19 protein-coding genes are annotated in these 23554 nt (G+C 71.9%); 7 read left to right on the forward strand and 12 right to left on the reverse strand.

The window, feature by feature from the left end:
* Positions 1–108: 108 nt before the first annotated feature.
* Together ACIRP7_RS28450 and ACIRP7_RS28455 are read right to left on the reverse strand one after the other, a co-directional pair.
* Positions 109–2067: a DUF5107 domain-containing protein gene (locus tag ACIRP7_RS28450; RefSeq protein ID WP_403665001.1), complete on the reverse strand. Its 1959-nt coding sequence runs from the start codon at positions 2065–2067 to the stop codon at positions 109–111.
* Between the two features lie 40 nt (positions 2068–2107).
* Entirely contained in the window at positions 2108–3007 is a 900-nt protein-coding gene (locus ACIRP7_RS28455) for an arginase family protein (protein ID WP_403665003.1), read from the reverse strand.
* A gap of 59 nt (positions 3008–3066) precedes the next feature.
* Between ACIRP7_RS28455 and ACIRP7_RS28460 the strand changes: the two genes are divergently transcribed.
* Positions 3067–3414 (forward strand): DUF6204 family protein, encoded by a 348-nt coding sequence (locus ACIRP7_RS28460; RefSeq protein ID WP_403665005.1) that lies wholly within the window; start codon positions 3067–3069, stop codon positions 3412–3414.
* On the opposite strand, the gene ACIRP7_RS28465 is transcribed toward ACIRP7_RS28460, so the two are convergent.
* From ACIRP7_RS28465 to ACIRP7_RS28485, 5 genes are read right to left on the reverse strand one after another with little or no spacing between them, the layout of a single operon-like run.
* Entirely contained in the window at positions 3386–3949 is a 564-nt protein-coding gene (locus ACIRP7_RS28465) for a GNAT family N-acetyltransferase (protein ID WP_403665007.1), read from the reverse strand. The two genes, ACIRP7_RS28460 and ACIRP7_RS28465, sit on opposite strands and share 29 nt — an antisense overlap.
* 20 nt (positions 3950–3969) lie before the next feature.
* The gene (locus ACIRP7_RS28470; RefSeq protein WP_403665009.1) at positions 3970–4893 is read right to left on the reverse strand and encodes an LD-carboxypeptidase; all 924 of its coding nucleotides are present in this window, start codon (positions 4891–4893) and stop codon (positions 3970–3972) included.
* A complete protein-coding gene (locus tag ACIRP7_RS28475; RefSeq protein WP_403665011.1) occupies positions 4890–6839 on the reverse strand; it encodes an LpqB family beta-propeller domain-containing protein in 1950 nt (649 codons plus the stop codon). Before ACIRP7_RS28475 ends, ACIRP7_RS28470 begins: the two co-directional genes overlap by 4 nt.
* Before the next feature lie 16 nt (positions 6840–6855).
* Positions 6856–8160 carry a M20/M25/M40 family metallo-hydrolase gene (locus ACIRP7_RS28480; protein ID WP_403665013.1) on the reverse strand — a complete coding sequence of 435 codons (1305 nt, stop codon included), beginning with the start codon at positions 8158–8160 and terminating at the stop codon, positions 6856–6858.
* Positions 8153–8986 (reverse strand): M55 family metallopeptidase, encoded by an 834-nt coding sequence (locus ACIRP7_RS28485; RefSeq protein WP_403665015.1) that lies wholly within the window; start codon positions 8984–8986, stop codon positions 8153–8155. Before ACIRP7_RS28485 ends, ACIRP7_RS28480 begins: the two co-directional genes overlap by 8 nt.
* Before the next feature lie 146 nt (positions 8987–9132).
* On the opposite strand from ACIRP7_RS28485, the gene ACIRP7_RS28490 reads away from it, so the two are divergent.
* The gene (locus ACIRP7_RS28490) at positions 9133–10248 is read left to right on the forward strand and encodes an acyltransferase family protein (protein ID WP_403665017.1); all 1116 of its coding nucleotides are present in this window, start codon (positions 9133–9135) and stop codon (positions 10246–10248) included.
* Between the two features lie 22 nt (positions 10249–10270).
* Here the strand turns inward: ACIRP7_RS28490 and ACIRP7_RS28495 are convergent, their stop codons facing one another.
* The 4 genes from ACIRP7_RS28495 to ACIRP7_RS28510 form a co-directional block, all read right to left on the reverse strand.
* Positions 10271–10996 carry a methyltransferase domain-containing protein gene (locus ACIRP7_RS28495; RefSeq protein WP_403665019.1) on the reverse strand — a complete coding sequence of 242 codons (726 nt, stop codon included), beginning with the start codon at positions 10994–10996 and terminating at the stop codon, positions 10271–10273.
* A gap of 139 nt (positions 10997–11135) precedes the next feature.
* Entirely contained in the window at positions 11136–13604 is a 2469-nt protein-coding gene (locus tag ACIRP7_RS28500) for a SpoIIE family protein phosphatase (protein WP_403665021.1), read from the reverse strand.
* Between the two features lie 132 nt (positions 13605–13736).
* Complete coding sequence (locus ACIRP7_RS28505) at positions 13737–16088, reverse strand: MFS transporter (protein WP_403665023.1); 2352 nt, start codon at positions 16086–16088, stop codon at positions 13737–13739.
* A gap of 148 nt (positions 16089–16236) precedes the next feature.
* Positions 16237–16680 (reverse strand): SRPBCC family protein, encoded by a 444-nt coding sequence (locus ACIRP7_RS28510; RefSeq protein ID WP_212670294.1) that lies wholly within the window; start codon positions 16678–16680, stop codon positions 16237–16239.
* A gap of 144 nt (positions 16681–16824) precedes the next feature.
* Between ACIRP7_RS28510 and ACIRP7_RS28515 the strand changes: the two genes are divergently transcribed.
* The 4 genes from ACIRP7_RS28515 (at position 16825) to ACIRP7_RS28530 (ending at position 20604) form a co-directional block, all read left to right on the forward strand.
* Positions 16825–17862 (forward strand): Rv2578c family radical SAM protein, encoded by a 1038-nt coding sequence (locus ACIRP7_RS28515; RefSeq protein ID WP_403665025.1) that lies wholly within the window; start codon positions 16825–16827, stop codon positions 17860–17862.
* A gap of 136 nt (positions 17863–17998) precedes the next feature.
* Positions 17999–19576 (forward strand): alpha/beta hydrolase, encoded by a 1578-nt coding sequence (locus tag ACIRP7_RS28520; protein WP_403665027.1) that lies wholly within the window; start codon positions 17999–18001, stop codon positions 19574–19576.
* 57 nt (positions 19577–19633) lie between these two features.
* The gene (locus ACIRP7_RS28525) at positions 19634–20032 is read left to right on the forward strand and encodes a RidA family protein (protein WP_403665029.1); all 399 of its coding nucleotides are present in this window, start codon (positions 19634–19636) and stop codon (positions 20030–20032) included.
* A 41-nt stretch (positions 20033–20073) separates the two neighbouring features.
* Complete coding sequence (locus ACIRP7_RS28530; RefSeq protein ID WP_403665031.1) at positions 20074–20604, forward strand: GNAT family N-acetyltransferase; 531 nt, start codon at positions 20074–20076, stop codon at positions 20602–20604.
* Positions 20605–20745: 141 nt separating this feature from the next.
* Here ACIRP7_RS28530 and ACIRP7_RS28535 read toward each other — a convergent pair whose 3' ends face one another.
* Entirely contained in the window at positions 20746–21321 is a 576-nt protein-coding gene (locus ACIRP7_RS28535) for an adenylosuccinate lyase (RefSeq protein ID WP_403665033.1), read from the reverse strand.
* A 378-nt stretch (positions 21322–21699) separates the two neighbouring features.
* Between ACIRP7_RS28535 and ACIRP7_RS28540 the strand changes: the two genes are divergently transcribed.
* Positions 21700–23505, forward strand: coding sequence for a 3-hydroxyacyl-CoA dehydrogenase family protein (locus ACIRP7_RS28540; protein ID WP_403665035.1), 1806 nt, complete (start codon positions 21700–21702; stop codon positions 23503–23505).
* Positions 23506–23554 lie beyond the last annotated feature (49 nt).

Genomic DNA, 23554 nt, shown 5'->3' on the forward strand with positions numbered 1-23554 from the left:
GGCTACACACCTACAATCACCACCGCGGACACACCGCGCTGAAAGGCCAACCACCCGCCAGCCGCGTCCCCAACCTCACGGGTCAGTACAGCTAGTGGGCCCGCGGCCTCATGTCTCGGGCCGCATACGGAAGTCATAGTGCGGCGGCAGCGGTTCTTCGGGGGAGCTGACGCGGTTCCACAGGTCGCCGATCGCCTCGGCGCCCTCCCGCAGGTCGGCGATCTCGAAGCCCTCGTCGAAGACGGCCCGGGCCGCGTCGGGCCGTTCCTCTTCGAGCAGCAGCCGGGCCTCGATCAGCCGGAACCTGCCGCGTCCCCGGATCACCGGGGACAGCCGCTCCCACACGGCGCGCGCCTCGGCCGTACGCCCCGCCGCGAGCAGCGCCTCCAGCGTCTCGCGGCCGAGCGCGGCGGTGGCCGCCGTCCACGACTCGCCGTAGTCGCGCCGCTCGTGGCACAGGTCGTCGAAGGCTTCTGCGTACCGGTCGGCGGCCCGCTCGCGGTTGCCGGCCTCCCGGTCGGCGACGGCGAGACAGCGCAGCAACGGCCAGCGCGAGGGCGCCAGTTCGAGCCCCCGCTCCCAACTGCGCACCGCCTGCGCCCGGTCACCGGCGTGCCACTGGGCCACTCCCAGGTGGTACTCGGTGAGCGGGGTGGCGGGTGCGGTCTCCAGCATGTCCCGCCAGTGCGGCGCGACCAGGCTCTCGCCGGGCGGCCGTACCCGGCGCGGTTCGGGGAAGGACCCGGCCCGCAGCAGCTCCAGCCAGGGCGCCTGTGCCTCGCCGAGGGTGCTCTCGTCGAAGGGTGTGCCGGGCAACTTCAGGTCGGCGCGCAGCACTTCCAGGGCGCCCCAGCCCGACCCGGCGGCCAGAGTCTCGCCGGGTTCGGTGTCGGCGTACGGCTTCCAGGCGGCGCAGGCCTCGTCGACGGCGGCACGCGGCAGTACGGCCTCCAGGCGCGCCTCCGCCTCGGCCGGTACCGGCGACGCGCCGAGCGGCCCGTACGCCTCCAGCCAGGCCAGCTCGCTCTGCGCTTCCAGCCGTACGTGCTCCAGTTGGGTGCGGGTGAGTCCGGCCTGGATCTCGCAGTAGCCGCCGGTGCCGGGTTCGGTCAGCCACTCCTGCCAGCGCCGGCCGCCGGTGCCGGTCCCCCACACGAACAGCTTGCGGCCGCGCAGCACGTCGGTGGACGTCTGGACCAGCCCGTGCCCCTCGGAGTCGAGGGCGGCGATCCAGCGGCGCTGCGCGTCGGGCAGATCGTAGAAATAGTCGGCGGCATGAGGGCCGGCCTGCGGGTCCGGCGGGACGGCCACCCGGCTCAGGTGCCGCTCGTATCCGAAGTGCCAGGCCTCCTCGGCCGGGGCGAGCACCGTGCGCTGCTCGGGCACGGCGATGTTCGACCACCAGTAGGCCGGCACCGGGCGTTCGTGCGGATTGCGGATCCGTACCCCGGCGTACAGGAAGTCCGAACCCTCCGGCAGCCAGAGGTCTACCTGGAAGGGCAGGTCGCGCAGGCGCTCCCACTCCCACAGGCGGAGCATCTCTCCCCCGTCCGGGGCGGGCACGCGCGCGGCGTGCAGGGGGGCGCAGGACAGGGTGGTGTGACCGGTGGCGCCGATGTTCCACTCGATGCCGCCGGAGAACCAGGCGCCGTTCAGGGCGAAGTTCGCGGGCTGGAACACCGGGTTGCGGTAGAGGAGTTCGCGCCCCGTCGGCTTGTGGAAGAGGGAGGCGATCCGGCCGCCGAGACCGGGGAGGACCGTGGCCCTGAGCCGGTCGTTCTCGATCACGATCGTCTCCAGCTCGCGGGGTGCGCGCTCTCTGCCGTAGCCGTCCCGGACGCGGACGGGCAGCAGGCTCCCGAGCTGCCCGTAACCGGCCTGCCGGGCCATCTCCCGGGGGAGGTCGTCCCGGTCGCGTACGTCGATGCGATGCTCCCCCACTGCCTTGAGGGCGTGGGAGGTACCCCCATCGTGGAGGAGCCGCAGCGGGGGCAGGGGGTTGTCCGGGCCCAGCGGTGCGGCGGGCAGGGTGAGTACGTCTCGCCGGATCGTCGTCACGATCACCATGGAAACCGCTCGTCGGTGAGTCGGCCAGGGGAGCTGCCGGTCAGGATTGCGCAAAGGCGTCCACGACGATGTCGGTCAGCAGTGCGCCCGCGGTGCCCTCGGGGTCCAGGTCGGGGTCGTAGATGGTGATGTTGAGGCCGACGCAGGAGGGGGAGGCGAGCAACGGCCGCAGCAGCGCGACGAGTTCGGCCGGCAGGAGGCCGTCCGGGTCGGGGCTGTCGACGGCGGGCATCACGGACGGGTCGAGGCAGTCGGCGTCCAGGTGCACCCAGAAGCCGTCGATCTCGGGGGTCTCGAAGGCCTGGGCGGTGGCCCGGGCCAGGGCGTCCGCGCCCCACTCCCGGAGGTCGCCGACGGTCACGACCGGGATCTTCAGGGCGGCAAGTTCGGCCCGGTCCTCCTCGAAGGCATCGCGAATACCGAAAAACCGCACGTCCTCGTCGCGCAGATAGGGCTTCAGCCCCTCCAGATCCGTCAGGTCCTCCTGCCCGCGCCCGGTGCCCAGCGCGACCTCCTCGCCACCCGCCGCGCCGATCCGGTCGGAGTTGCCGGGGTGCCGGAAGTCCGAAGAGGCGTCGACCGCGGCCAGTCCGTAGCGGCCCATGCGGCGCAGGGCGAGCGAGGCGCCGAGCTGGATGGAGCAGTCGCCGCCGAGGACGACGGGGAAGTCCCCGGCGCGCACATGGCGCTCGATGCGGTCGGCCAGCCGCACGGTGTACGCGGCGATCGCGGCGGCGTTGAAGACGCCGTCGCCCTCCTGCCAGTCCCCCCGGTCGTAGCGCGGCGGCACCACCACCCCGCCCTCCAGGGCGTGCAGCCGCTGTACGATCCGCTGCTCCCGGAGGGCGCCGGCGAGCTTGTAGCAGCCGGGCACGGTACCGGGGGCGGGCGGACGCAGGCCGAGGTTGGAGGGGGCGTCCAGCACGACGATATTCCGCATGCGGATCATCCTCGCCGACGTACAGTCGACCGTCCACGGAGATGCGTGAGGGAGTGGCAGTGAGTGAGCAGCACACCTACCGGGTGATCGTCCGCGGCACGTGGGAGGGGCTCACGGACGAGGCCCGCGCCCGGCTGCTCGCCGAGGCGGCGGACCACTCCATGGCGAGCATGCGGTTCTCCGAGGAGGGCTCGCTGTCGTACGAGCCGGTGCCGCTGAAGCACTTCTCGATGCGCTACGTGGTGGTGTCGGACGCGGCGGACGGCGAGGAGATGGCGGGCGCGATCGCCGAGGACCGTGCGGAGACGGCACTCCGGGGACTCGGCTACGGCTTTCGCGACCTGAGGTCGACGGTCACGGACCTCGACATCATGAAGATCAACCGGAAGCCCGCATCTCGGCGGTGATCGCCCAGCGCTCGTGGTCCCGCCAGTCCCCGTCGATGTAGATCATCTTCGGGGAGAACCCTTCCAGCCGGAAGCCGCAACTGCGGGCGAGGGCCAGGGAGGCGGTGTTGCGGGGCTGCGCGTTGATCTCCAGGCGGTGCAGCCGCATCGGCCCGAAGGCGTGGCCGATCACGAGGTCCAGCCCCTCGCGCATCAGGCCGCGCCCGGCGGCGTGCGCGAAGGCGCCGTAGCCGAGGGCCCCGCACCGGAAGCCGCCCTGGACGATGTTGTTGATGTTGATGAATCCGGCGATGGCCCCGTCGCCCCGCTCCGCGTCCTTCTCGCAGACCAGGAACCCCGCCTTGGAAGGGTCCTCGATCAGCCGGCCGGCATACGCGAGATACGCGCTCTCGCTGTCCGGCGGGAACAACCACGGCTGGTGCAGTTCCTTGCTCTCCCGGGCCCGGGCGGTGAACTCGGCGGCGTCCTCGTAGGTGAAGGGACGAATGCCCACGCGGGGGCCTTCGGCGAGATAGCGGGATGCGGTGTGCGGCATCCCGCCACCCTACGACGCCGTCAGCGGAGGGCCGGCTCGTCGAGGGTCAGGGTGCCCGCGTCGGCGTCGAGTTCGGCGGACACACCGAACGGGATGGTCAGCGCCCCCTCGCAGTGCCCGAACCCGAACTCCTCGACGACGGGCACGCCGAGGCCACCGAGCCGGTCCAGGAGCAGCGCCCGCACCCTCTCGTACGGTTCGCACCTCTCCCACGAGCCGAGGAGCACCCCGCGCACCCCGTCGAGCCAGTCGGCGCGCAGGAGTTGGGTCAGACAGCGGTCGAGGCGGTACGTCTCCTCGCCGACGTCCTCCAGGCAGAGCAGTCCGCCGCGCGCACCGGCCCTGGCGTACGCGGAGCCCAGTTCGGAGGCGAGCAGGCACAGGCAGCCACCCAGGGTGACACCGCGGGCCCGGCCGGGGACCAGCGCCGTGCCGCCGGAGGCGATCGTGCGGACCGTCTCCGGCGCGAACAGCGTGGACCTCAGATGCTCCTGGGCCCGCGCGTTCTTGATGAAGTCGATGCCGGCGGCCATCGGGCCGTACAGCGTGACCAGGCCGAGCCGGGCGGCGAACGCCTCGTGCAGCGCGGTGACATCGCTGAACCCGACGAGCACCTTGGGCCCGGCCGCGCGCAGGGCGTCCCAGTCGAGCAGTTCGACCATGCGCATCACCCCGTATCCCCCGCGGGCGCACAGCACGGCGTCCACGGAGGGGTCGCACCAGGCGTTCTGGAGGTCGGCCGCCCGGTCGGCGTCCGTGCCCGCCAGATAGGTGAACTCACCGTGCCGGTCGAGGACATGGGGTGCGGCCACGGGATCGAGGTCCCAGCCGCGCAGCACGTCCAGTCCGGCCTGGAGGCGCTCCTCCGGCACCGGTCCGCTGGGGGCGACGACGGCCACGCGGGCTCCGGGCGCGAGCCTCGCCGGCCGTACGAGTTCCTTCACCTGGTGAGCTCCAATGTCGGGACGCCGGGCGGGTTCAGCCCGAACACCTGGGCGTACAGGGAGAGTTCGGCTTCCAGTGCGCGGACCATCGTGTCAGCGCGCCGGAACCCGTGCCCCTCCCCCTCGAAGGCGAGGTAGGCGTGCGGCACCTGCCGTCCCGCGATCCTGGCGAGGAACCGCTCGCACTGCGCGGGCGGGCAGATCACGTCGTCCAGGCCCTGGAGCAGCAGGAAGGGCGCGGTGATCCGGTCCGCGTGCTCGACGGGCGAGCGTTCCGCGTACCGTCCGGGGACCTCGGCGAGCGGTCCGACGAGGCTCTCCAGGTACTGGGACTCGAAGTCGTGGGTCTCCCCCGTGCCCCAGCCGGTCAGGTCGAGGATCGGATAGACGATCGTGCCGCAGGCGTAGACGTCCGTCGTGGTGAGCGAGGCGGCCGCGGTCCAGCCGCCGGCGCTGCCGCCGCGCACGGCGAGCCGGTCGCGGTCGGCGGTGCCCTCGTCGGCGAGGGCGAGCGCGACGGCAGCGCAGTCCTCGACGTCGACCACGCCCCACTGCTCGCGCAGCCGGTCCCGGTACTCGCGTCCGTATCCGGTCGAGCCGCCGTAGTTGACCTCGGCGACGCCGATCCCGCGCGAGGTGAAGTAGGCGATCGAGAGGTCGAGGACGAGGGGCGCGTGCCCGGTCGGTCCGCCGTGCGCCCAGACGACGTACGGCGGCAGTCCGTCGCCCGGCGCCGTGTACCCGGGGTGGTGGGGCGGGTAGACGTGGGCGTGGATGTCCCGGCCGTCCGGTCCGGTGAAGACGCGGATCAGGGGCTCGGGGTAGTACGCGGGGTCGACGGGGTCGGCGTGCGGGGCTCCGATCACCCGGGCCCGGCCGGTGCGTGTGTCCAGCTCGACGACCTCGTAGGCGGTGCGGGGGCTGGCGCCGACGGCGACAACTCGCTCGCCGTGCACCGCGAGGGTGGGCGCGAACTCGGTCCAGGGGCCCGCCGCGTCGACGAGTTCGCCGGTCTCGGGGTCCAGGATGCCGAGCGCGGTCGAGCCGGTGCCGTGCACGACGGCGATCAGTCCGCTGTCCAGCGGGGCGAACCAGCGGTGGCCGAGCTTCCAGAGGGCGCCGCCGAACTCCTCCTCGCGCGGGCACAGTTGCTCTCCGTCGCGGTAGAGGTTCCACCAGCCGGTGCGGTCGCTCGCGTACAGCAGACGGCCGTCGGGCGACCAGTCGGCCTGGGCGATGGACTCCTCGGGGCCGCCGGCCACCGTGCGGGGCTCCTGGAGCATGCCGCCCAGGACCTCGGCGACGACCAGTTCCGTGCCGTCCCAGGGCATGCGCGGGTGGTCCCAGGCGAGCCAGGCCGCGCGCGTGCCGTCGGGAGAGATACGCGGGCCGGTGACGAACCGGTGGCGGTCGTCGGTGAGTTCACGCACCGCGTCGCGGTCCCGCGCGGCCGAGCCGTCGAGCGGTACGGCGACGAGGACCCGGCGAACGACGGTGGGCCCGTCCCCGGTGAACTCCTCCAGGACACACCACACTTCGCCGAGGTCGAGCCGCAACTGCGGCTCCGCCCAGCGCAGTCCGCCGCCCACCGGGGAGACGGGCGTGAGCGGGACCGGCTCGCCGCCGAACTCGTACCGGTACAGCCGCTGGTCGGCGAAGTGCACGAACACCACGAGCGGCGCGCCGTCGACCACCGCACCGGCCCAGGGGTGGCCGCCGTACTCGATGACCCGGCTGCGCACGTTCCACGGTGCGGGCAGCACCGGCTCCTCGGTTCCGTCGGCGCGTCTGCGCACCAGGGTGCGGCGGCCGCCCTCGGCGGGCCGGGGTTCGGTCCACCACACCTCGTCCCCGACGAAGCCCAGCCATTCGGGGTGCCCGTCGTGCGCGGCCGCGAGCGCCGCGTCGATGGGCGAGGGCCAGGAACCGTATGGCGACGTCTGCACGTTCTCCCCCACTCGCTCAGGCCGTTCGCAGGAAGCGGTCGAGTACCCGCACGCCGAAGTGCAGTGCCTCGACGGGGACGCGCTCGTCGACCCCGTGGAACAGGGCCTGGTAGTCGAAGCCCTCCGGGAGCTTCAGGGGCGCGAACCCGTACCCGGTGATGCCGAGGCGGGAGAACTGCTTGGCGTCCGTGCCGCCGGACATGCAGTACGGCACCACATGCCCCTCGGGCGCGAACTCCTCGACGGCGGCACGCATCCGGGCGTACGTCGGCGAGTCGACCGGCGCCTGGAGGGCGACCTCGCGGTGGCTGAACTCCCAGTCCACGTCGGGCCCGGTGAGGTGGTCCAGGGTCGCGCTGAACTCGTCCTCGCCGCCGGGCAGACAGCGGCCGTCGACGTAGGCCACGGCCTCCCCCGGGATCACGTTGAGCTTGTAACCGGCCTCCAGCATGGTCGGGTTGGCGCTGTTGCGGACGGTCGCCTCGACCAGCTGGGCGGCGGGGCCCAGCTTCTCCAGCAGCCGGTCCACATCGGTGAGGTCGGTCTCGATGCCGTACAGCGCGGCGAGTTCGGTGAGGGCCGCGCGGACGGTCGGGGTGAGCCGCAGGGGCCACTCGTGCTCGCCGATGCGGGTCACGGCGGCGGCGAGCCGGGTGACCGCGTTCTCCTTGTTGACCTTGGAGCCGTGTCCGGCGCGGCCGCGCGCGGTGAGCTTGAGCCAGCCGGTGCCCCGCTCCCCCGCCGCGATGGGGTAGATCTGCCGCCCGGCGCCGTCGTGGAAGGTGAACGCCCCCGACTCGCTGACCCCCTCCGTGCAGCCCTCGAAGAGCTCGGGGTGCTCGTCGGCGAGGAACCCGGAGCCGTCCACGGCACTGGCCTCCTCGTCGGCGGTGAACGCGATCACGAGATCCCGCCGGGGCCGTACGCCCCGCCGGGCCCACGCCCGCACCACGGCCAGGATCATCGCGTCCATGTTCTTCATGTCGACCGCCCCGCGCCCCCAGACGACCCCGTCGCGGACCTCCCCGGAGAAGGGGTGCACGCTCCAGTCCGCGGCCTCGGCGGGCACCACGTCCAGATGACCGTGGACGAGCAGCGCGTCCGCCGACGGGTCGGTGCCCTCGATGCGGGCGACGACGTTCGTACGGCCCTTGGTGCGCTCCAGCATCAGGGGCTCAGGGCCCGCCCCGGCCAGTTGCTCGGCCGCGTACTCGGCGGCGGGGCGCTCCTGGCAGTCGCCGCCGCCCCGGTTGGTGGTGTCGATGCGGATGAGGTCGGAGGTGAACCGGACGACCTCCTCCAGTGCCTGCTGGTCAGCCATACTGCTCCTCCACGGCGGCCGAGACGATGGTGGTGACCGCCTTGAACGTGCGGATTCCCGCGTACATGGTCTCGCTGGTGTACGCCACCTTCCGTTCCCCGATCCGCCGCACGCCCGGCACCACGGTGGCGGCCATGGCGAGGTGCTCGGCGTCGAACTCGACGGCGATCGTGAACGGTCCTGCCTGTACGGGCTCCTGACGAACCGCCAGCTGTACGGCCGCCTTGGCGGCGGCCCTGATGTCGGCGGCGGTGCGGGCCGGTGTGCGGCACACGGCGGCATAGCGCGAGACGTGGTCCTTGACGGCGACCTTCAGCGCCTCGGGGGCGTAGCCGAGGGCGTCCTCGCAGGCCACGTCGTCCCCGGTGACGAGGACGACGGGCACGCCGTACTCCGCCACCACATGCGCGTTGAGGTGTCCCTCGCTCGCGGGGACGTCGTTCAGCCAGACCCCGGTGATGGAGTTGGCGAGGTAGGTGTGGGCGAGGACGCCCTCCTGGCCCGCGCCCGCGTGGTAGCCGAGGAACGCGATGCCGTCGACGTCACCGTGCTGGACGCCCTCGACCATGGAGAGGTCCTTGTGCCGCCCGGTGAGCATCTGCGCCCGCTCGTCGAGCCGCTCCAGGAGCAGGTTGCGCATGGTCCAGTGGGCCTCGTTGACGAGTACCTCGTCGGCGCCGCCGTCGAAGAAGCCCAGCACGGCGGCGTTCACGTCCGAGGTGAACATCGACCGGCACCGCTCCCACTGCGGTGTGCCCGGCAGCACGTCGGCCGGCCAGGTCACGCCGGTGGCGCCCTCCATGTCGGCGCTGATCAGGATCTTCATGGTCCGCCACGTTACGCGTCGCGGAGGTTTGCGTCGCCCGCGAGGGGTGAGGCGAGCCCCATGGCGCTCACCCCTGCCGCACAGGCAACTCCCAGGAGACGCGTATCCTCCCTCGCGGGTTCCACAGGAGACGGTCGAGGAGAAGAGTGAGCGACACCGCACAGCCGGTCCGGCCGGCACGGCCCGCGACGGCGACCGCCGCGCCGGGAAGCGCGCCCGGACGTCCGAAGCAGCGCGACGCGTTCTTCGACAACGCCAAGTACCTGGCGATCGTGCTGGTGGCCATGGGACACGCCTGGGAGCCGCTGCGCTCCGGCAGCCGTACCGTCACCGCGCTGTACACGCTCGTCTACGCCTTCCACATGCCGGCGTTCATCATCATCTCGGGCTACTTCTCCCGCTCCTTCGACGCGAGCCCGGCGAAGATCAAGCGGCTGGTCACCGGGGTCGTCGTCCCCTACGTCGTGTTCGAGACGGCGTACACCTATTTCACCCGGTGGTCCGACGGCGTCCCGGACCGCGACATCAGCCTGCTGGACCCGCTGTACCTGACGTGGTTCCTGGCCGCCCTGTTCATCTGGCGGCTGACCACCCCGATCTGGCGCGTCGTGCGGTGGCCGCTGCCGATCGCCCTCGCGATCGCCGCGCTCGCCACGCTCAGCCCGTCCATCGGCCACGACCTCGACCTCCAGCGCACCCTGCAGTTCCTGCCGTACTTCGTGCTCGGCCTGTGTCTGCGCCCGGAGCACTTCTCGCTGGTACGCCAGTGGCGCGTGCGGCTGCTCGCTGTTCCGGTCTTCGCCGGGGCGATGGTGTTCTCGTACTGGGCGGTCCCGCGCATGGACTACGCCTGGTTCTTCCACCGCGACGCCGCCGAGCACTTCGGCGTGCCGGCCTGGTACGGGCCGCCGATGACGCTGGCGCTCTTCGCCTGCTCGCTCGTCCTGGTCGCCTGCTTCCTGTCCTGGGTGCCGGGGCGCCGCATGTGGTTCACGACGCTGGGCGCGGGCACGCTCTACGGCTATCTGCTGCACGGTTTCGTCGTGCAGGCCGGCAACCACGTCGACTGGGCCGGTCACCGGTGGGCGCACACCCCGCTCGGCGAGATCGCCGTCACGCTCGTGGCCGGTGTGGTGGTGACCGCGCTGTGCACCGCGCCCGTGCGGCGGGTCTTCCGGTGTGTGATGGAGCCGCGGATGGAGTGGGCGTTCCGGAAGACCCCGCCCGGCGCGGTCCGGGTGCCCTCTCAGGGACACCGCTAGGCCGCACCGGCGCGCAGGGCGCTCAGGCGGTGCGTCCCACCGCCCACCACTTCGACGGCAGTTCGATCCGGGTGCCGTCGGAGCGGTACTCGGTGGTCATGAGCGGCAGTTCACCGCTCGCCACGATCGTCAGCCCGGCCGCCCCGAGGTACACGGGCACCGCCTCGTCGGCGACCTCTCCCGGTGCGATGCCGTGCGCGAAGACGGGTGCCAGCTTGGCGGGTGGTCCGTCGGGGCTCTGCGCCAGGCCCACCAGGACGGCCTTGGCGGCCTCGGAGAGCTCGACGAGGAAGGCCCGGCCGCGCTCCCCGACGAGCGTGGCGATCCCGTCGACCAGCTGCTGCCGGTCCTCGGGCGCGGCCTGGTGCAGCACGCCCCGCATGTAGACGTTGACGTCGCCGAGTTCGGCGTGCAGGTTCTCCGGCTCGCTCTTGTCGGAGGCGTCCAGCAGCCGGTACGTCACCTGTCCCTCCGGGTCGGCGTCGCGGGCGCGGTCGAGGGCGGCGGCGGCCAGGTCCACGCCGATGACCTGGGTGAAGTGGGCGGCGAGGAAGCGGCTCTGGGTGCCGTTCCCGCAGCCCAGGTCCACGAGGGGCAGTCCCGGATCGACCAGGAGCGGCTCGAAGTGGGCGAGGTGGACTCCGGCGGTCAACACCGGTTCCGCGTCCCAGAACACGGCCCCCTGCCGCCCCGGGGCCTCCCGCCAGAAGCCCTCCCAGGACTCCCGGTACCGACCAGTCACGCTCATGCCCCAACTCCCCAGGATGTGCCACAAACCCGTCACACTTGACGGGCCAGTACGGTGTATCGCGCCGGGCTCACTCGGACAAGCGCACGGCGCAATCCTTCACTGCCAGTTCGAGAGACACGCCCCCTGTGGGGGCCGCTCAGCGGCGCGGCAGGGTCAGTTCGAACCAGACGGTCTTCCCAGCCTTGGTACGGCTCGCCCCCCATGCCCGGGCCAGTGTGCTGACCACCCTGAGTCCTCGTCCTCGCTCATCGGCGGGCCCCGCGCTCAGCAGGTTCGGCAGCTCGTGGTCGTCGTCGTCCACCTCGCACAGCAAGGTGTCCTCCCGCACGAGCCGCAGCTCGACGGGCCGGCTGTGCGAGTGCCGTACGGCGTTGGTGACCAGCTCGCTCACCATGAGCTCCGCGCCGTCGGCCAGCTTCGCGAGGCCCCAGTCGTGAAGCTGCTCCCGCACCACCGCACGGGCCCGCCCCACCTCGGCCGGATCGAGCAAGATCCGCCACTCGGCCACGTCGTCCGGCTCGATGCCGTTGAGTCGGGCCATGAGCAGCGCCACGTCGTCCTTGCGTCCCCCGCGCGGGTTGAGCGCACGGATGATCGCGTCGCAGGCGTCGTCCATGGAGGCGGCCGGGTGCGCGGCGGACTCGGTGAGCGTCGCGAGCCCCACTCCGATGTCCTCGCCCCGCACTTCCACCAGCCCGTCCGTGCACATCAGCAGCCGGTCTCCGGGCTCCACCCGCACGCGTACCGCCTCGAACGGCACCCCGCCGACGCCGATGGGCGCACCGGTGGGCAGGTCGAGCAGCTCGCTGCGCCCGTCCGCGGCCCGCACGATCACCGGCGGGATGTGGCCCGCGTTGGCGAGGTGGAGTTCGCTCGCGATCGGGTCGTAGACGGCGTACAGGCAGGTCGCGAGGTAGGTGTCGCCGAGCCGCTGGGCGAGGTCGTCGAGATTGCGCAGCAGCTGGGCCGGCGGCAGGTCGAGCGCGGCCATGGTCTGCACGGCCGTACGCAACTGGCCCATCATGGCAGCCGAGTTGAGCCCGTGCCCCATGACGTCCCCGACGACCAGGGCCGTGCGCGCGCCGGGCAGTTTCACGGAGTCGAACCAGTCGCCGCCGACGCGCCCGAGGAGCGTGCCCGGCAGATAGCGGGTGGCGATGTCACAGCCCGCCATGCGCGGCGGGATGTGGGGCAGCATGCTGTCCTGGAGGGTCTCGGCGACGGACTCCTGGAAGGTGTACATGCGCGCGTTGTCGAGCACGAGGCCCGCGCGGGCGGCGAGTTCGGCGCCGGTGACGCGGTCCATGTCGTTGAACTCGACGCGCTCGGGGTGCCGTAGCAGGATCATGAACCCAAGGACCACATTGCGGGCCTTGAGCGGGACGACGAGCATGGAGCGGCCGGTGATCAGCGGCCTGATGTCCCGCTTCTCGAACTGCGAGGCGATCGCGTGCCCCATCTGTTCGCTGATGCGCGGCACGAGGACGGGCTCACCGGTGGTCATGCACTGGAAGAACGGGGTGTGCGCGGGGAACGGCATGGCCTCGCCGACCGGCACCACGTCGTCCCAGCGGCCGGGTTCGTCGGTGTGCTCCAGGGCCACCCGGTGCCACATGGTGGTGGTGTCGGGCACACCGTCCGGGAAGCCCTCGCCGGCGACGACCTGTTCGCGCAGATAGGTGCCGGCGACGTCGGTGAAGCGGGGCACGACGGCCCTGCTGACCTCGACGATGGTCTGCGAGAGGTCGAGGGAGGTGCCGATCTTCCCGCTGACCTCGTTGAGGAACTCCAGCCGCTCGCGTACGGCGACGTACTCGAGGTCCTCGCCCTCGTCCGGTTCGTCCTGCGGCACCGGCAGGCCCTGTGCGGCCGCTCGGGCCGCCCGCTCACGGCGGGCCCTGCGCTCGGCGCGCCGGGGCACACCCCAGTCGGCGGTGACGGGCACCCGGTCGTTCTGGCTGAACTCCAGGACCGGATAGCCCAGTTCGAGGATCTGCGCGACGATGCGGGCGCTTTCACCGACGCTCATGCTGGGCAGGATCTCGGGGAGCCGGTGGGCGAGTTCGTCGGCGCCCGGGAAGTCGGTGTGCAGGGCGAAGGCGGGCGCGATCCGCTCGACGGCCGCTCCCTGCTCGTCCGGGTCGGGATCCCGGCGGAGTCCGCCCGCGTCGGCGGCCAGCACCAGCAGACGCTCCCGGCCGGGGCCGACCAGCGGGTAGGCCCACCACATGACGTCGACGCGGTCCGCGCCTGGCACGGTGAGACGGGCGCGGCCGGCGGCCGGGTAGGACAGACCGCCGTCCAGGGAGGACTCCAGGTCGGGTCCGAGGCCGTCGTAGGCCGCGTACCCGCCGTAGGCCGGGCCGGCTTCCTCGTCGGGGAGGGCTCCGGAGACGGGCAGCAGGTCGGCCGCGGCGCGGCCGATGGCCTCTTCCTTGCCGGCGCCGAACAGGCGGCTCGCGCCCCGGCTCCAGTGGGAGACCAGGCCGTCGCGGTCCACCACGACCACGGCCAGCGGGACACGTCCGGCGGCGGCGGGTCCGTCCGCCACGCCGTTCCCAGCTCCGCGGCTGGGAGGTACGCCCCTCTCGGTGCCACGGTCCATGGCCCAGGCCCTCTCTCCGCAAGATCTGTGCCGCCTGCTCCACCGTACGGCGCCGGGCCGTGACGGTGTGCGGCAACGCGGGAATTGGGACGGACCGGCTCACTCCGGCGCGCGCCCCGCGCTGACGCTCCGTCAGCCTTCGTGTCCCAGCTGGAGATCCCGCTCCGTGCGGCCGCCTCCGGCCACCTGGAGGACGGTGGCGGCCGGCGGGTAACCGGCGGCGATGACGGTGTACTCGCCGCCGGACAGGTCGCCGAAGCGGAAGGTGCCGTCGGGGCCGGTCGTGAGGGTGTCCACCACGTTGCCGGCGATGTCCAGGAGCGTCACGCGCGCGTCCTCGACGGACCGTCCGCCACCGGCCCGCACGGTGCCGCGCAGCACGGCGCCGCCGGCGAGTTCGACGTCCAGGCGGGTGTCCCGGGAGGCCCGGACGGTGACGGGGAGCGCGACGGGGCGGAACGCGGGCGCGCCGGCGGCGAGGGTGTACTCCCCCGCGACCAGTTCGGTGATCACGTAGACGCCGTCATGCCCGCTGCGGGTGGTGGCCACGACCTGGCCGTGCGCGTCGGTGAGGGTGACGGTGGCGTCCCGCACGGGTGTGCCGTCGGTGAGTACACGGCCGGTGAGCCGTCCGGCGCCGCCGAGGACGATGTCCAGTTCGACGGGGCGCGCGCCGATCGTGACGGAGACGGCCTGCGGCTGGTGGCCGTTCGCGGCGGCGATGAGGACGTACGACCCCGCTCCGGGCGTCGACAGCGCGAACCGCCCGTCCTCGCCGCTGCTGCCGCGCCCGATCTGCGCTCCGGCCATGTCGATCAGGGTGAGGGCGGCCCGGGGCACGGCGGTCCCGTCGCTGTGCTGCACGGTGCCGCCCACGGGTGCCCCTGCGGTGCGTGCCGGTCGGGCGTGCGGGACGGGGGCGGTGTCCGTGTCGACGGTGTGGTGGGTCACCAGCGGTTTCTCCTTGAGGAAGAAGGCGATGAGCAGACCGAGGACGAGCACCGGCACGAGGTAGAGGAAGATCCTCGGCATGGCGTCGGCGTAGGCCCGGATGTAGCCGTCGCGCAGCGCGGGGGGCAGGGCGCGGACGAGCTGCGGGGTGAGGGACTCGGGGTCGGGCAGCCCCTGCGCGGTGGGGAGCCGGTGTCGCAGCGAGTCCGCGAGCCGGTCGGCGAAGAGGGTGCCGAAGATCGCCGCTCCGACGCTGCCGCCGATCTGCCGGAAGTAGTTGTTGGCGCTGGTGGCGGTGCCGAGGTCGGCCGGGCGGACAGAGTTCTGCACGGCCAGGATCAGCACCGGCATCACCATGCCGATCCCGGTGCCGAGGACGGCCATCCAGATGCTGTAGTGCAGCCGGGGTGTGTCGACCTCGAGCCGGGACAGCAGCCACATGCCGACGGCGGAGAGGGCGCTGCCGAGGATCGGCCAGATCCGGTAGTGCCCGGTGTGGCTGATGAGCTGTCCGGCGACGACGGAGGCGCCGACGATGCCGGCCATCATGGGCAGCATCAGCAGGCCGGACTCGGTGGCGCTCGCCCCGTCGACCATCTGGAGGAAGGTCGGCAGATAGCTGGCGGCCCCGAAGAGCGCGACCCCGATCACCAGACCCACCAGGCCGGTCACGGTGAAGACGGAGTCCCTGAACAGCCGCAGCGGGATGAGGGGTTCGGCGGCGAAGTGCTCGGCGACCAGGAAGAGGGCGGTGGAGGCCGCCGCTCCGGCTCCGAGGCCGAGGATCACGCGTGAGTCCCAGGGGTACTCGGTGCCGCCCCAACTGGTCAGCAGCACCAGGCAGGTGGAGGCCGCGGCGAGCAGCAGTGCGCCGAGAACGTCGAACCGGGGCCGCACCCGCGGCTTCGGCAGCTTCAGCACGGCGGTGACGACGGCCAGGGTGAGCAGTCCGAAGGGCACGTTGATGTAGAAGCACCAGCGCCAGGAGAGGTGGTCGGTGAAGTAGCCGCCGAGCAGCGGGCCCGCGACGGAGGCGAGTCCGAAGGCGGCGCCGATCAGGCCCATGAAGCGGCCGCGCTGCCGGGGCGGCACGATGTCGGCGATGATCGCCTGCACACCGATCATGAGGCCGCCCGCGCCGACGCCCTGCACCGCGCGGAAGGCGATCAACTGGTCCATGGTCGCGGCCCGTCCGGCGAGGGCGGAGCCGGCCACGAAGACGAGGATCGCGAACTGGAAGACGCCCTTGCGGCCGAGGATGTCGCCGAGCTTGCCGTAGACCGGCAGTCCGATGGTGGCGGTGAGCAGGTAGGCGGTGATCGCCCAGGACATCCGGTCCAGGCCGTGCAGTTCACCGACGATCCTCGGGAGCGCGGTGGCGACGATCATCTGCTCCAGCGCGGCGAGGAGCAGCGCGAGCATCAGCCCGAAGAAGACGAACCGCACCCGGCGCGGGCCGAGTTCGACGGCCGGGGCGGGGGCCTGCGGTGGCGCTTCGACCCGTTCCCCGTGCGTCGCAGTGGTCACGCCCACGTCCCGCTCCCCTCGTCGCACCTGCCACGCATTTCCCGCATAAGGCGACAACTACGAGCAAGCGCGACGAGTTACGGCAGGCCGGTGGGCCGTACGGAGATCCACTCGATCCGGTGACCGGGATCAACGTCCGCCCGGTGCCAGGGACTTACTTCTCGACCTCGGCGGCGAGCCGGTCGAGCAGGGAGTCGTAGATCCGGCCGAGGCCCTTGGGGGCGAAGGTCTTCTCGAAGAAGCCGCCGATGCCGCCGGCGCCCTGCCAGGTGGTGGTCACCACGACCCGGGACTTGCCCTCACCGGCCGGGGTGACCCGCCAGGTGGTGACCATGGAGGAGTTGCGGTCCTTCTCGACGAGCTCGCCGTCGGTGGGCTCGGTGACCTCCAGGAGGCAGTCGCGGATGCGCTTGCTGGTGGCCTGGAGCTTCCAGTGGACGAGGGTGCCCTCGCCGTCGCCGCCCTCGCGCACCTCGTACTCGCTGAACTGCTCGGGGAGGACCTTCCCGCGTGTGCCGCTGTAGTCGGCGACGGCGTCGAACACCTTCTCCGCGTCCGCCGCGACGATCCGCTCCGTAGTGGCCTCGACCTGCGCCATCGACTTCCTCCAGGACTTCGGGTTCTCGGGTGTTCTCGGGCTGGGAGCAAGCCAACCACCCCCGCCCACGGGCGCCCAAATCGGGGTTGCGCAGAAAATCGAACAAGTGTTTCACTCGAAGGGCAGTGCTACCGAGGAGGCCTCATGCGCTGGGAGAACCTCACCGAGTCCGCGGAACACGGACGGGCCGACGCCGCTCTCTTCGGCGCCGACGCGGTGGTCAGCCGCACCGTCGACACACCCGAGTTCGCCGGGATCACGTTCCACGAGATCCGGGCCCGCTCGATCATCAACCGGGTGCCCGGCGCCTCCCGCATGCCCTTCGAGTGGACGGTGAACCCCTACCGCGGCTGCTCCCACGCGTGCGTGTACTGCTTCGCCCGCAAGACCCACAGCTATCTCGACCTGGACACCGGTCTCGGCTTCGACTCGCAGATCGTGGTCAAGGTGAACGCCCCGGACCTGCTGCGCCGCCAGCTGGGCTCGCGCCGCTGGATGGGCGACCACATAGCGATGGGCACCAACGTCGACTGCTACCAGCGCGCGGAGGGCCGCTACCGGCTGATGCCGGGCATCCTCGCCGCCCTGCGCGACCGGGCGAACCCCTTCTCGATCCTGACGAAGGGCACCCTGATCCTGCGCGACCTCGACCTGCTCCGGCAGGCCGCCGCGGTGACGGACATCGGCATCTCGGTCTCGGTCGGCTTCACCGACCCGGAACTGTGGCGCACGGTGGAGCCGGGTACGCCCGCTCCGGAGCGGCGCCTGGACGTCGTACGGACGCTGGGCGAGCACGGCATCGGGTGCGGGGTGCTGATGGCGCCGGTGATCCCGTTCCTGAGCGACAGCCCCGCGCAACTGCGGGCCACCGTGCGCGCGATCGCCGCCGCGGGCGCCACGTCGGTCACCCCGCTGGTGCTGCATCTGCGGCCGGGCGCCCGCGAGTGGTTCATGGCCTGGCTGAACCGGGAGCACCCGCATCTGGTACGCCGTTACGAGCGGCTCTACGCGGACGGCTCCTACGCCCCGAAGTGGTACCAGCGCCGGATCACCCGTCAGGTCCACGAGCTGGCCCAGGAGTACGGCATCGGTCCCGCGGGCGCGGGGATGCCACGGCGGATCCGGGAGCCGGAGCCCGAGGTCGAGCCGGTGTCCGAACCTGTCCAACTCACGTTGATCTGAGAGCGTTCGAGCGCATCGGACTGACCAATCGGGTCAACTATTGTCAGAACAGGTTCTTCCGGGCGGACTTTCCGGGACGATGCGGCGTGGACCGTGACCCTCGCGGTTCCGGAACCCTCCGTCCTGGGAGGACCTCATGAGAAAACGCGCAGCCGTGCTGTGCGGTGCGGCGGTCGTCGTGGCAGGGACCTTCACCGCCGTCCCCGCCGACGCCAGCGCCCCGCAGGCCACGCCATCCGCCCAAGCCGCGAAGCTCACCTGGAAGAAGTGCGGCACCGCCGACTACCCGACGCTCCAGTGCGCCTCCCTCAAGGTGCCGCTCGATCACGCCAACCCGCGCGGGCGGCAGATCACCCTGGCTCTGTCCCGCGTCCCGCACACCGCGAAGAAGTACCAGGGCCCGCTGCTGGTCAACCCCGGCGGTCCCGGCGGCAGCGGTCTGACCTTCGCCGGGTTCATCGCCTCCGGCCTGCCCAAGGCGGTCGCGGCCCAGTACGACGTCATCGGCTTCGACCCGCGCGGGGTGGGCAAGAGCAAGCCCGCCCTCGACTGCAAGCCGGGCCACTTCAACCCGGTGCGCCCGAACTCCGTGCCGAGCACACCCGTGATCGAGCGGGCCAACCTCAAGCGCGCCAAGTCCTTCGCCGCCGCCTGCGGCCGGAAGTACGCGAGCGTGCTGCCGTACATCGACACCGTCAGTGCCGTGCGGGACATGGACTCCATCCGCCGGGCCCTCGGCGCCAGGAGGATCAACTACTTCGGCTACTCCTACGGCACCTATCTGGGCGCGGTCTACGCGAAGCTCTTCCCGCACCAGGTGCGCCGCCTGGTCCTGGACTCGATCGTGGACCCGACCGGCGTCTGGTACGACGACAACCTCGCCCAGGACTACGCCTTCAACGACCGGCACCGGGTGCTGATGGCCTGGATCGCCAAGTACGACGCCAAGTACAGGCTCGGCACCGATCCGGAGAGGATCGAGGCCGAGTGGTACGCGATGCGGGCGGCCCTCGCCAAGAAGCCGGCGGGCGGCAAGGTCGGTGCCTCCGAGCTGGAGGACACCTTCATCCCGGGCGGCTACTACAACGGCTACTGGCCCTACCTGGCCGAGGCGTTCGCCGCGTACGTGAACGACAAGAAGGCCGATCCGCTGGTCGAGGCGTACGAGAACTTCGCCGCCGTCGACGCCTCCGGGGACAACGGCTACAGCATCTACACCTCGGTGCAGTGCCGTGACGCCTCCTGGCCGCGCGACTGGCGCCAGTGGCAGAAGGACAACTGGGCCGTGTACGAGAAGGCGCCGTTCATGGCCTGGAACAACGCCTGGTACAACGCGCCGTGCGCGTTCTGGCCCACGAGGTCGCTGAGCCCGGTGAACATCGCCAACGGCAAGATCCCGCCGGCGCTGCTCTTCCAGGCGACGAACGACGCGGCCACCCCGTACGAGGGCGGTGCGACGGTCCACCGTCTGCTGGCCGACTCCAGCCTGGTCGTCGAGGAGGGCGGCGGCAACCACGGCATCACACTGAGCGGGAGCAAGTGCCTGGACACGTACCTGGCCACGTATCTGACCGACGGCAAGGTGCCGCGTGGCGGCGGCGAGGCCGACGCGGTCTGCCAGGCGCTGCCCGATCCGAAACCGCTGACCGCCAAGGCGGCGTCGACGTCCTCGCGCGGCGCGGCGCTGCACAGGCTGCTCGGCTCCCGCGGCTGAGCGCCTGACGCTCCGTCGGGGACGGGCGTTGTCAGTGCCGTGGTCCACCATGGACGCATGAGTGAGCTGACCAGGATTCCCTCCCCCGACGGCGTCGCCCCCGCGGCCCAGTACTCCCACGTGGTGCTGGGCCGCGGCCGTTTCGTCGCGGTCTCGGGCCAGGTCGCCCTCGACGAGGACGGCAATCTCGTCGGGGACGGCGACGCGGTGGCCCAGGCCCGCCAGGTCTTCGAGAACCTCCGCCGCTGCCTGGCCGCCGCCGGAGCGACCTTCGACGATGTCGTCAAACTGACCTACTTCGTCATGGACATGTCCGACATGCCGGCGATCCGTGCGGCCCGCGCCGAGCACATATCCGACGACCGGCTGCCGGCTGCCTCGGCCGTGCGGGTGGCGGGGCTGGTGCGGCCGGAGTTCCTGATGGAGGTGGAGGCGTTCGCGGTGGTGAGCGAATAATTCCGAGGCCGGACCGGGCGGGGGGTGCCTAGGGTGCCGCCATGGACGACGATCACCTTTTCATCCGCCCCATGACCCTCGCCGACTGCGACCGCGTGGCCGAGATCCGGGTCCGCGGCTGGCAGAGCGCTTACCAGGGCCTGATCCCGCAGTCGTACCTCGACGCGATGAGCGTGGCGCAGGACGCCGAGCGGCACCGCAGCCGCTTCGGGAAGGGGGACGGCAGCGTGGTGAACCTCGTGGCCGAGCGGGACGGCGAGGTCCTCGGCTGGTCCTGTCACGGCCCGTACCGGGACGGCGAAGTCTGCACCCCGGACGTCGAGTTGTACGCCGTCTACGTGGAACCTCGGCACTACGGCGCCGGCATCGGACACGCCCTGCTGCTGGAGTCCCTGCGCCACCGCACGGCCGTGGGCCACGACCGCATGTTCCTGTGGGTGCTCAAGGAGAACACCCGTGCCCGGCGCTTCTACGAGCGGGCGGGATTCGCGGCCGACGGCGCCGAGGAGCGCTTCGAGGCGGACGGCGTCCCGGTGCCGGAGGTGCGGTACGCGCGGAGGCTCAGCGCCTGACCGCCCGTCGGCTGTGCCGGAGCACGGACGTCCTCACCGCGTCCGTACCCTCCGCCGGACCACTCCCCTGCGGCGTGGGCGCGCTGCCGGGCACGGAGGTCGCCGGCGGCGGCCGACGCGGACACCCCGCCGCCCGCCGGCTCACCGCTGCTTCGGAATCCGCGCCAGCGCGTGCACCGCCGCCTCCGCGAGCGCCGGATGCGCGAGGGCCTCGTTCAGTACGGGTCTGGCGCGGGAGTCGGCCAGGGTGCCGAGGCCCTCCACGCAGGCGAGCGCGACGCGGCGGTAGGGGTCGTGCGGGCGCAGCCGGCGCTCCAGCGTGGTGATGAGGGCCGGCACGGACTCGGGGGCGCGCAGCTCGGCCAGCAGCCGGACCGGGTGCAGGGCGTAGGCGACCCGGAGTTCGTTGGTGGCGAGGGTGGCGGCCGCGCGGGCGGTGCGCGGGTCGTCGAGCCGGGCGAGGGCGTACGCGGCGGCGGCGCAGCGCGGCGGATCGCGATGGTTGAGGAGCAGGACGAGCGACTCGAAGGCCCGGCGGTCCCCGGCGAGGCCGAGCCGGAACGCGGCCAGCTCCCTGGCCCACAACGGCTGTCCGGGTTCGGTGAGCACGGCGGCCAGCTCGTCCAGGTCCTCGCTCGCCACCAGGCGGCCGAAGGCGGCCGGCGCTCCCGACTCCTGCCGTAAGCGCTCCGTGAGCGATCGCAACTCTTCGTCCATGAACCCGAGGTTAGGCGGCCCGCCCGGGGCGCGGGACGTACATCACAAATCCGGGGGCTGGCGCGCTCGTTACCCACCGGTTAAGCTCAGACGAGCGAGTTACCCACTCGCGGAACTCCTTGCGGTGGCCTGGTGACGCAGCCGCCGCGAGAGCAGTCGGTTCGGTACCTCGCGTACCACCAGTACGACCCGGCCTGGGACAGGGCCGGTCGGTTCCACCGTTCTCCGGGCCTGTGCAGGGCCTGCGACGACGGTCCGGGCGTGTGCGCTCGCAGCCCGGCAACACCCGCATACAGCAGCTCTCTTCACGCACCCGGTGCGCCTCTCGGCGTACCGGGTCGCGCACCCAGTCGTCACCCTCATTCCTGGAGTTCCGCGATGGCCACTCCCCTGTCCGACCCCTCCCTGTCCCCGCTCAGGACGATCGCCGTCATCGGCCTCGGCACCATGGGCACCGGCATCGCCGAGGTCCTCGCCCGGGCCGGCCGCGAGGTCGTCGGCATCGACATCAGCGAGGCGCAGGCCGCCAAGGCCGTCGCCGTCCTGGAGACCACGACCGCCCGCGCCGTGGAGCGCGGCCGGCTCACCGAGCAGGAGCGGGCCGGTGTCCTCGGCCGTATCCGCACCTCCAGCGACCTGCGGGCGGCGGCCGACGCCGACCTCGTCATCGAGGTGGCTCCGGAGTCGTACGAGATCAAGCACCAGATCTTCCGCGAGCTCGACGGGATCGTGCGCCCCGAGACGATTCTCGCGACCGGCACCAACGCCCTGTCCGTGACCCGCCTGGCCGCCGACTCGGCCCGCCCGGAGCGGGTGCTGGGCCTGCACTTCTTCAACCCGGCGCCCGCGATGAAACTGGTCGAGGTGGTCTCCTCGGTGCTCACCGCCCCGACGGCCGTCACCGCGGTCACCAACCTCGCCCTCGACCTCGGCAAGGAGCCCGTCGCGGTCGGCGACCGGCCCGGGTTCGTCGCCGACGGGCTGCTGTTCGGCTACCTCAACCAGGCGGCCGCGATGTACGAGGCGAAGTACGCCTCCCGCGAGGACATCGACGCGGCGATGCGGCTCGGCTGCGGTCTGCCCATGGGCCCCCTCGCCCTGCTCGACCTGATCGGCGTCGACACCGCGCGCACGGTCCTGGAGGCCATGTACGCCGAGTCCCAGGACCGGCTGCACGCCCCCGCCCCGATCCTCAAGCAGCTCAGCGAGGCGGGCCTGACCGGCCGTAAGTCGGGACGCGGCTTCTACACGTACGAGGCTCCGGGCAGCGCGACGGTCGTGCCGGACGCGCTGACACCGCTGGAGAGCTCGGCGGGGGTCGAGGGCCGTGAGGTCCGCTCCGTCGGTGTCGCGGGGTCCGGGACCATGGCGTCCGGTATCGCGGAGGTGTTCGCCAAGGCCGGGTACGAGGTCGTGCTCGCCGCCCGCAGCGAGGAGAAGGCGCAGACGGCCAAGGCCCGTATCGGCAAGTCTCTTTCGCGCTCTGTCGACAAGGGCCGGATGACCGCCGAGGCGGCGGCGCAGACCCTGGACCGGATCACCGCGGCGGGCTCGTACGAGTCCTTCGCGGACGTCGACCTGGCCGTCGAGGCCGTCGCCGAGGACCTGGAGATCAAGCAGCAGCTGTTCCAGGCGCTGGACAAGGTCTGCAAACCGGGCGCGGTCCTGGCCACCACGACCTCCTCACTGCCCGTCGTCGCGTGCGCCCGCGCCACCTCGCGTCCGCAGGACGTGATCGGGATGCACTTCTTCAACCCGGCGCCGGCGATGAAGCTGGTCGAGGTCGTGCGCACGGTCCTGACGGCCGAGGACGTCCACGCGACGGTCCGCGAGGTCTGCGTCAGGATCAAGAAGCACGCCGTGGACTGCGGCGACCGCGCGGGCTTCATCGTGAACGCCCTGCTCTTCCCGTACCTCAACAACGCGATCAAGATGGTGCAGGAGCACTACGCGTCCCTCGACGACATCGACGCGGCGATGAAGCTGGGCGGCGGCTACCCGATGGGCCCCTTCGAACTCCTGGACGTCGTCGGCCTGGACGTCTCGCTCGCCATCGAGAAGGTCCTGCACCGCGAGTTCCGCGACCCGGGTCTGGCTCCGGCCCCGCTTCTGGAGCACCTGGTGGCCGCGGGCTGCCTCGGCCGCAAGACCGGCCGTGGCTTCCGCGAATATGCCCGCCGCTGAGCACGTCGGCGACTGGTTCACCGGCGGCGAGGACTGGGGCGGACTGCTC

The organism is Streptomyces sp. NPDC102270, from assembly GCF_044766405.1.
In the GTDB taxonomy this organism is placed as follows: domain Bacteria; phylum Actinomycetota; class Actinomycetes; order Streptomycetales; family Streptomycetaceae; genus Streptomyces.

Excerpts from the sequence above, each read along its gene's own strand:
- ACIRP7_RS28525 (WP_403665029.1), top strand. The coding sequence starts at position 19,634 with ATGAGTGAGCTGACCAGGATTCCCTCCCCCGACGGCGTCGCCCCCGCG.
- ACIRP7_RS28515 (WP_403665025.1), top strand. The coding sequence starts at position 16,825 with ATGCGCTGGGAGAACCTCACCGAGTCCGCGGAACACGGACGGGCCGAC.
- ACIRP7_RS28530 (WP_403665031.1), top strand. The coding sequence starts at position 20,074 with ATGGACGACGATCACCTTTTCATCCGCCCCATGACCCTCGCCGACTGC.
- ACIRP7_RS28510 (WP_212670294.1), bottom strand. The coding sequence starts at position 16,680 with ATGGCGCAGGTCGAGGCCACTACGGAGCGGATCGTCGCGGCGGACGCG.
- ACIRP7_RS28535 (WP_403665033.1), bottom strand. The coding sequence starts at position 21,321 with ATGGACGAAGAGTTGCGATCGCTCACGGAGCGCTTACGGCAGGAGTCG.
- ACIRP7_RS28455 (WP_403665003.1), bottom strand. The coding sequence starts at position 3,007 with ATGCGGAATATCGTCGTGCTGGACGCCCCCTCCAACCTCGGCCTGCGT.
- ACIRP7_RS28465 (WP_403665007.1), bottom strand. The coding sequence starts at position 3,949 with ATGCCGCACACCGCATCCCGCTATCTCGCCGAAGGCCCCCGCGTGGGC.
- ACIRP7_RS28485 (WP_403665015.1), bottom strand. The coding sequence starts at position 8,986 with ATGAAGATCCTGATCAGCGCCGACATGGAGGGCGCCACCGGCGTGACC.
- ACIRP7_RS28540 (WP_403665035.1), top strand. The coding sequence starts at position 21,700 with ATGGCCACTCCCCTGTCCGACCCCTCCCTGTCCCCGCTCAGGACGATC.
- ACIRP7_RS28495 (WP_403665019.1), bottom strand. The coding sequence starts at position 10,996 with ATGAGCGTGACTGGTCGGTACCGGGAGTCCTGGGAGGGCTTCTGGCGG.
- ACIRP7_RS28450 (WP_403665001.1), bottom strand. The coding sequence starts at position 2,067 with ATGGTGATCGTGACGACGATCCGGCGAGACGTACTCACCCTGCCCGCC.
- ACIRP7_RS28480 (WP_403665013.1), bottom strand. The coding sequence starts at position 8,160 with ATGGCTGACCAGCAGGCACTGGAGGAGGTCGTCCGGTTCACCTCCGAC.
- ACIRP7_RS28520 (WP_403665027.1), top strand. The coding sequence starts at position 17,999 with ATGAGAAAACGCGCAGCCGTGCTGTGCGGTGCGGCGGTCGTCGTGGCA.
- ACIRP7_RS28500 (WP_403665021.1), bottom strand. The coding sequence starts at position 13,604 with ATGGACCGTGGCACCGAGAGGGGCGTACCTCCCAGCCGCGGAGCTGGG.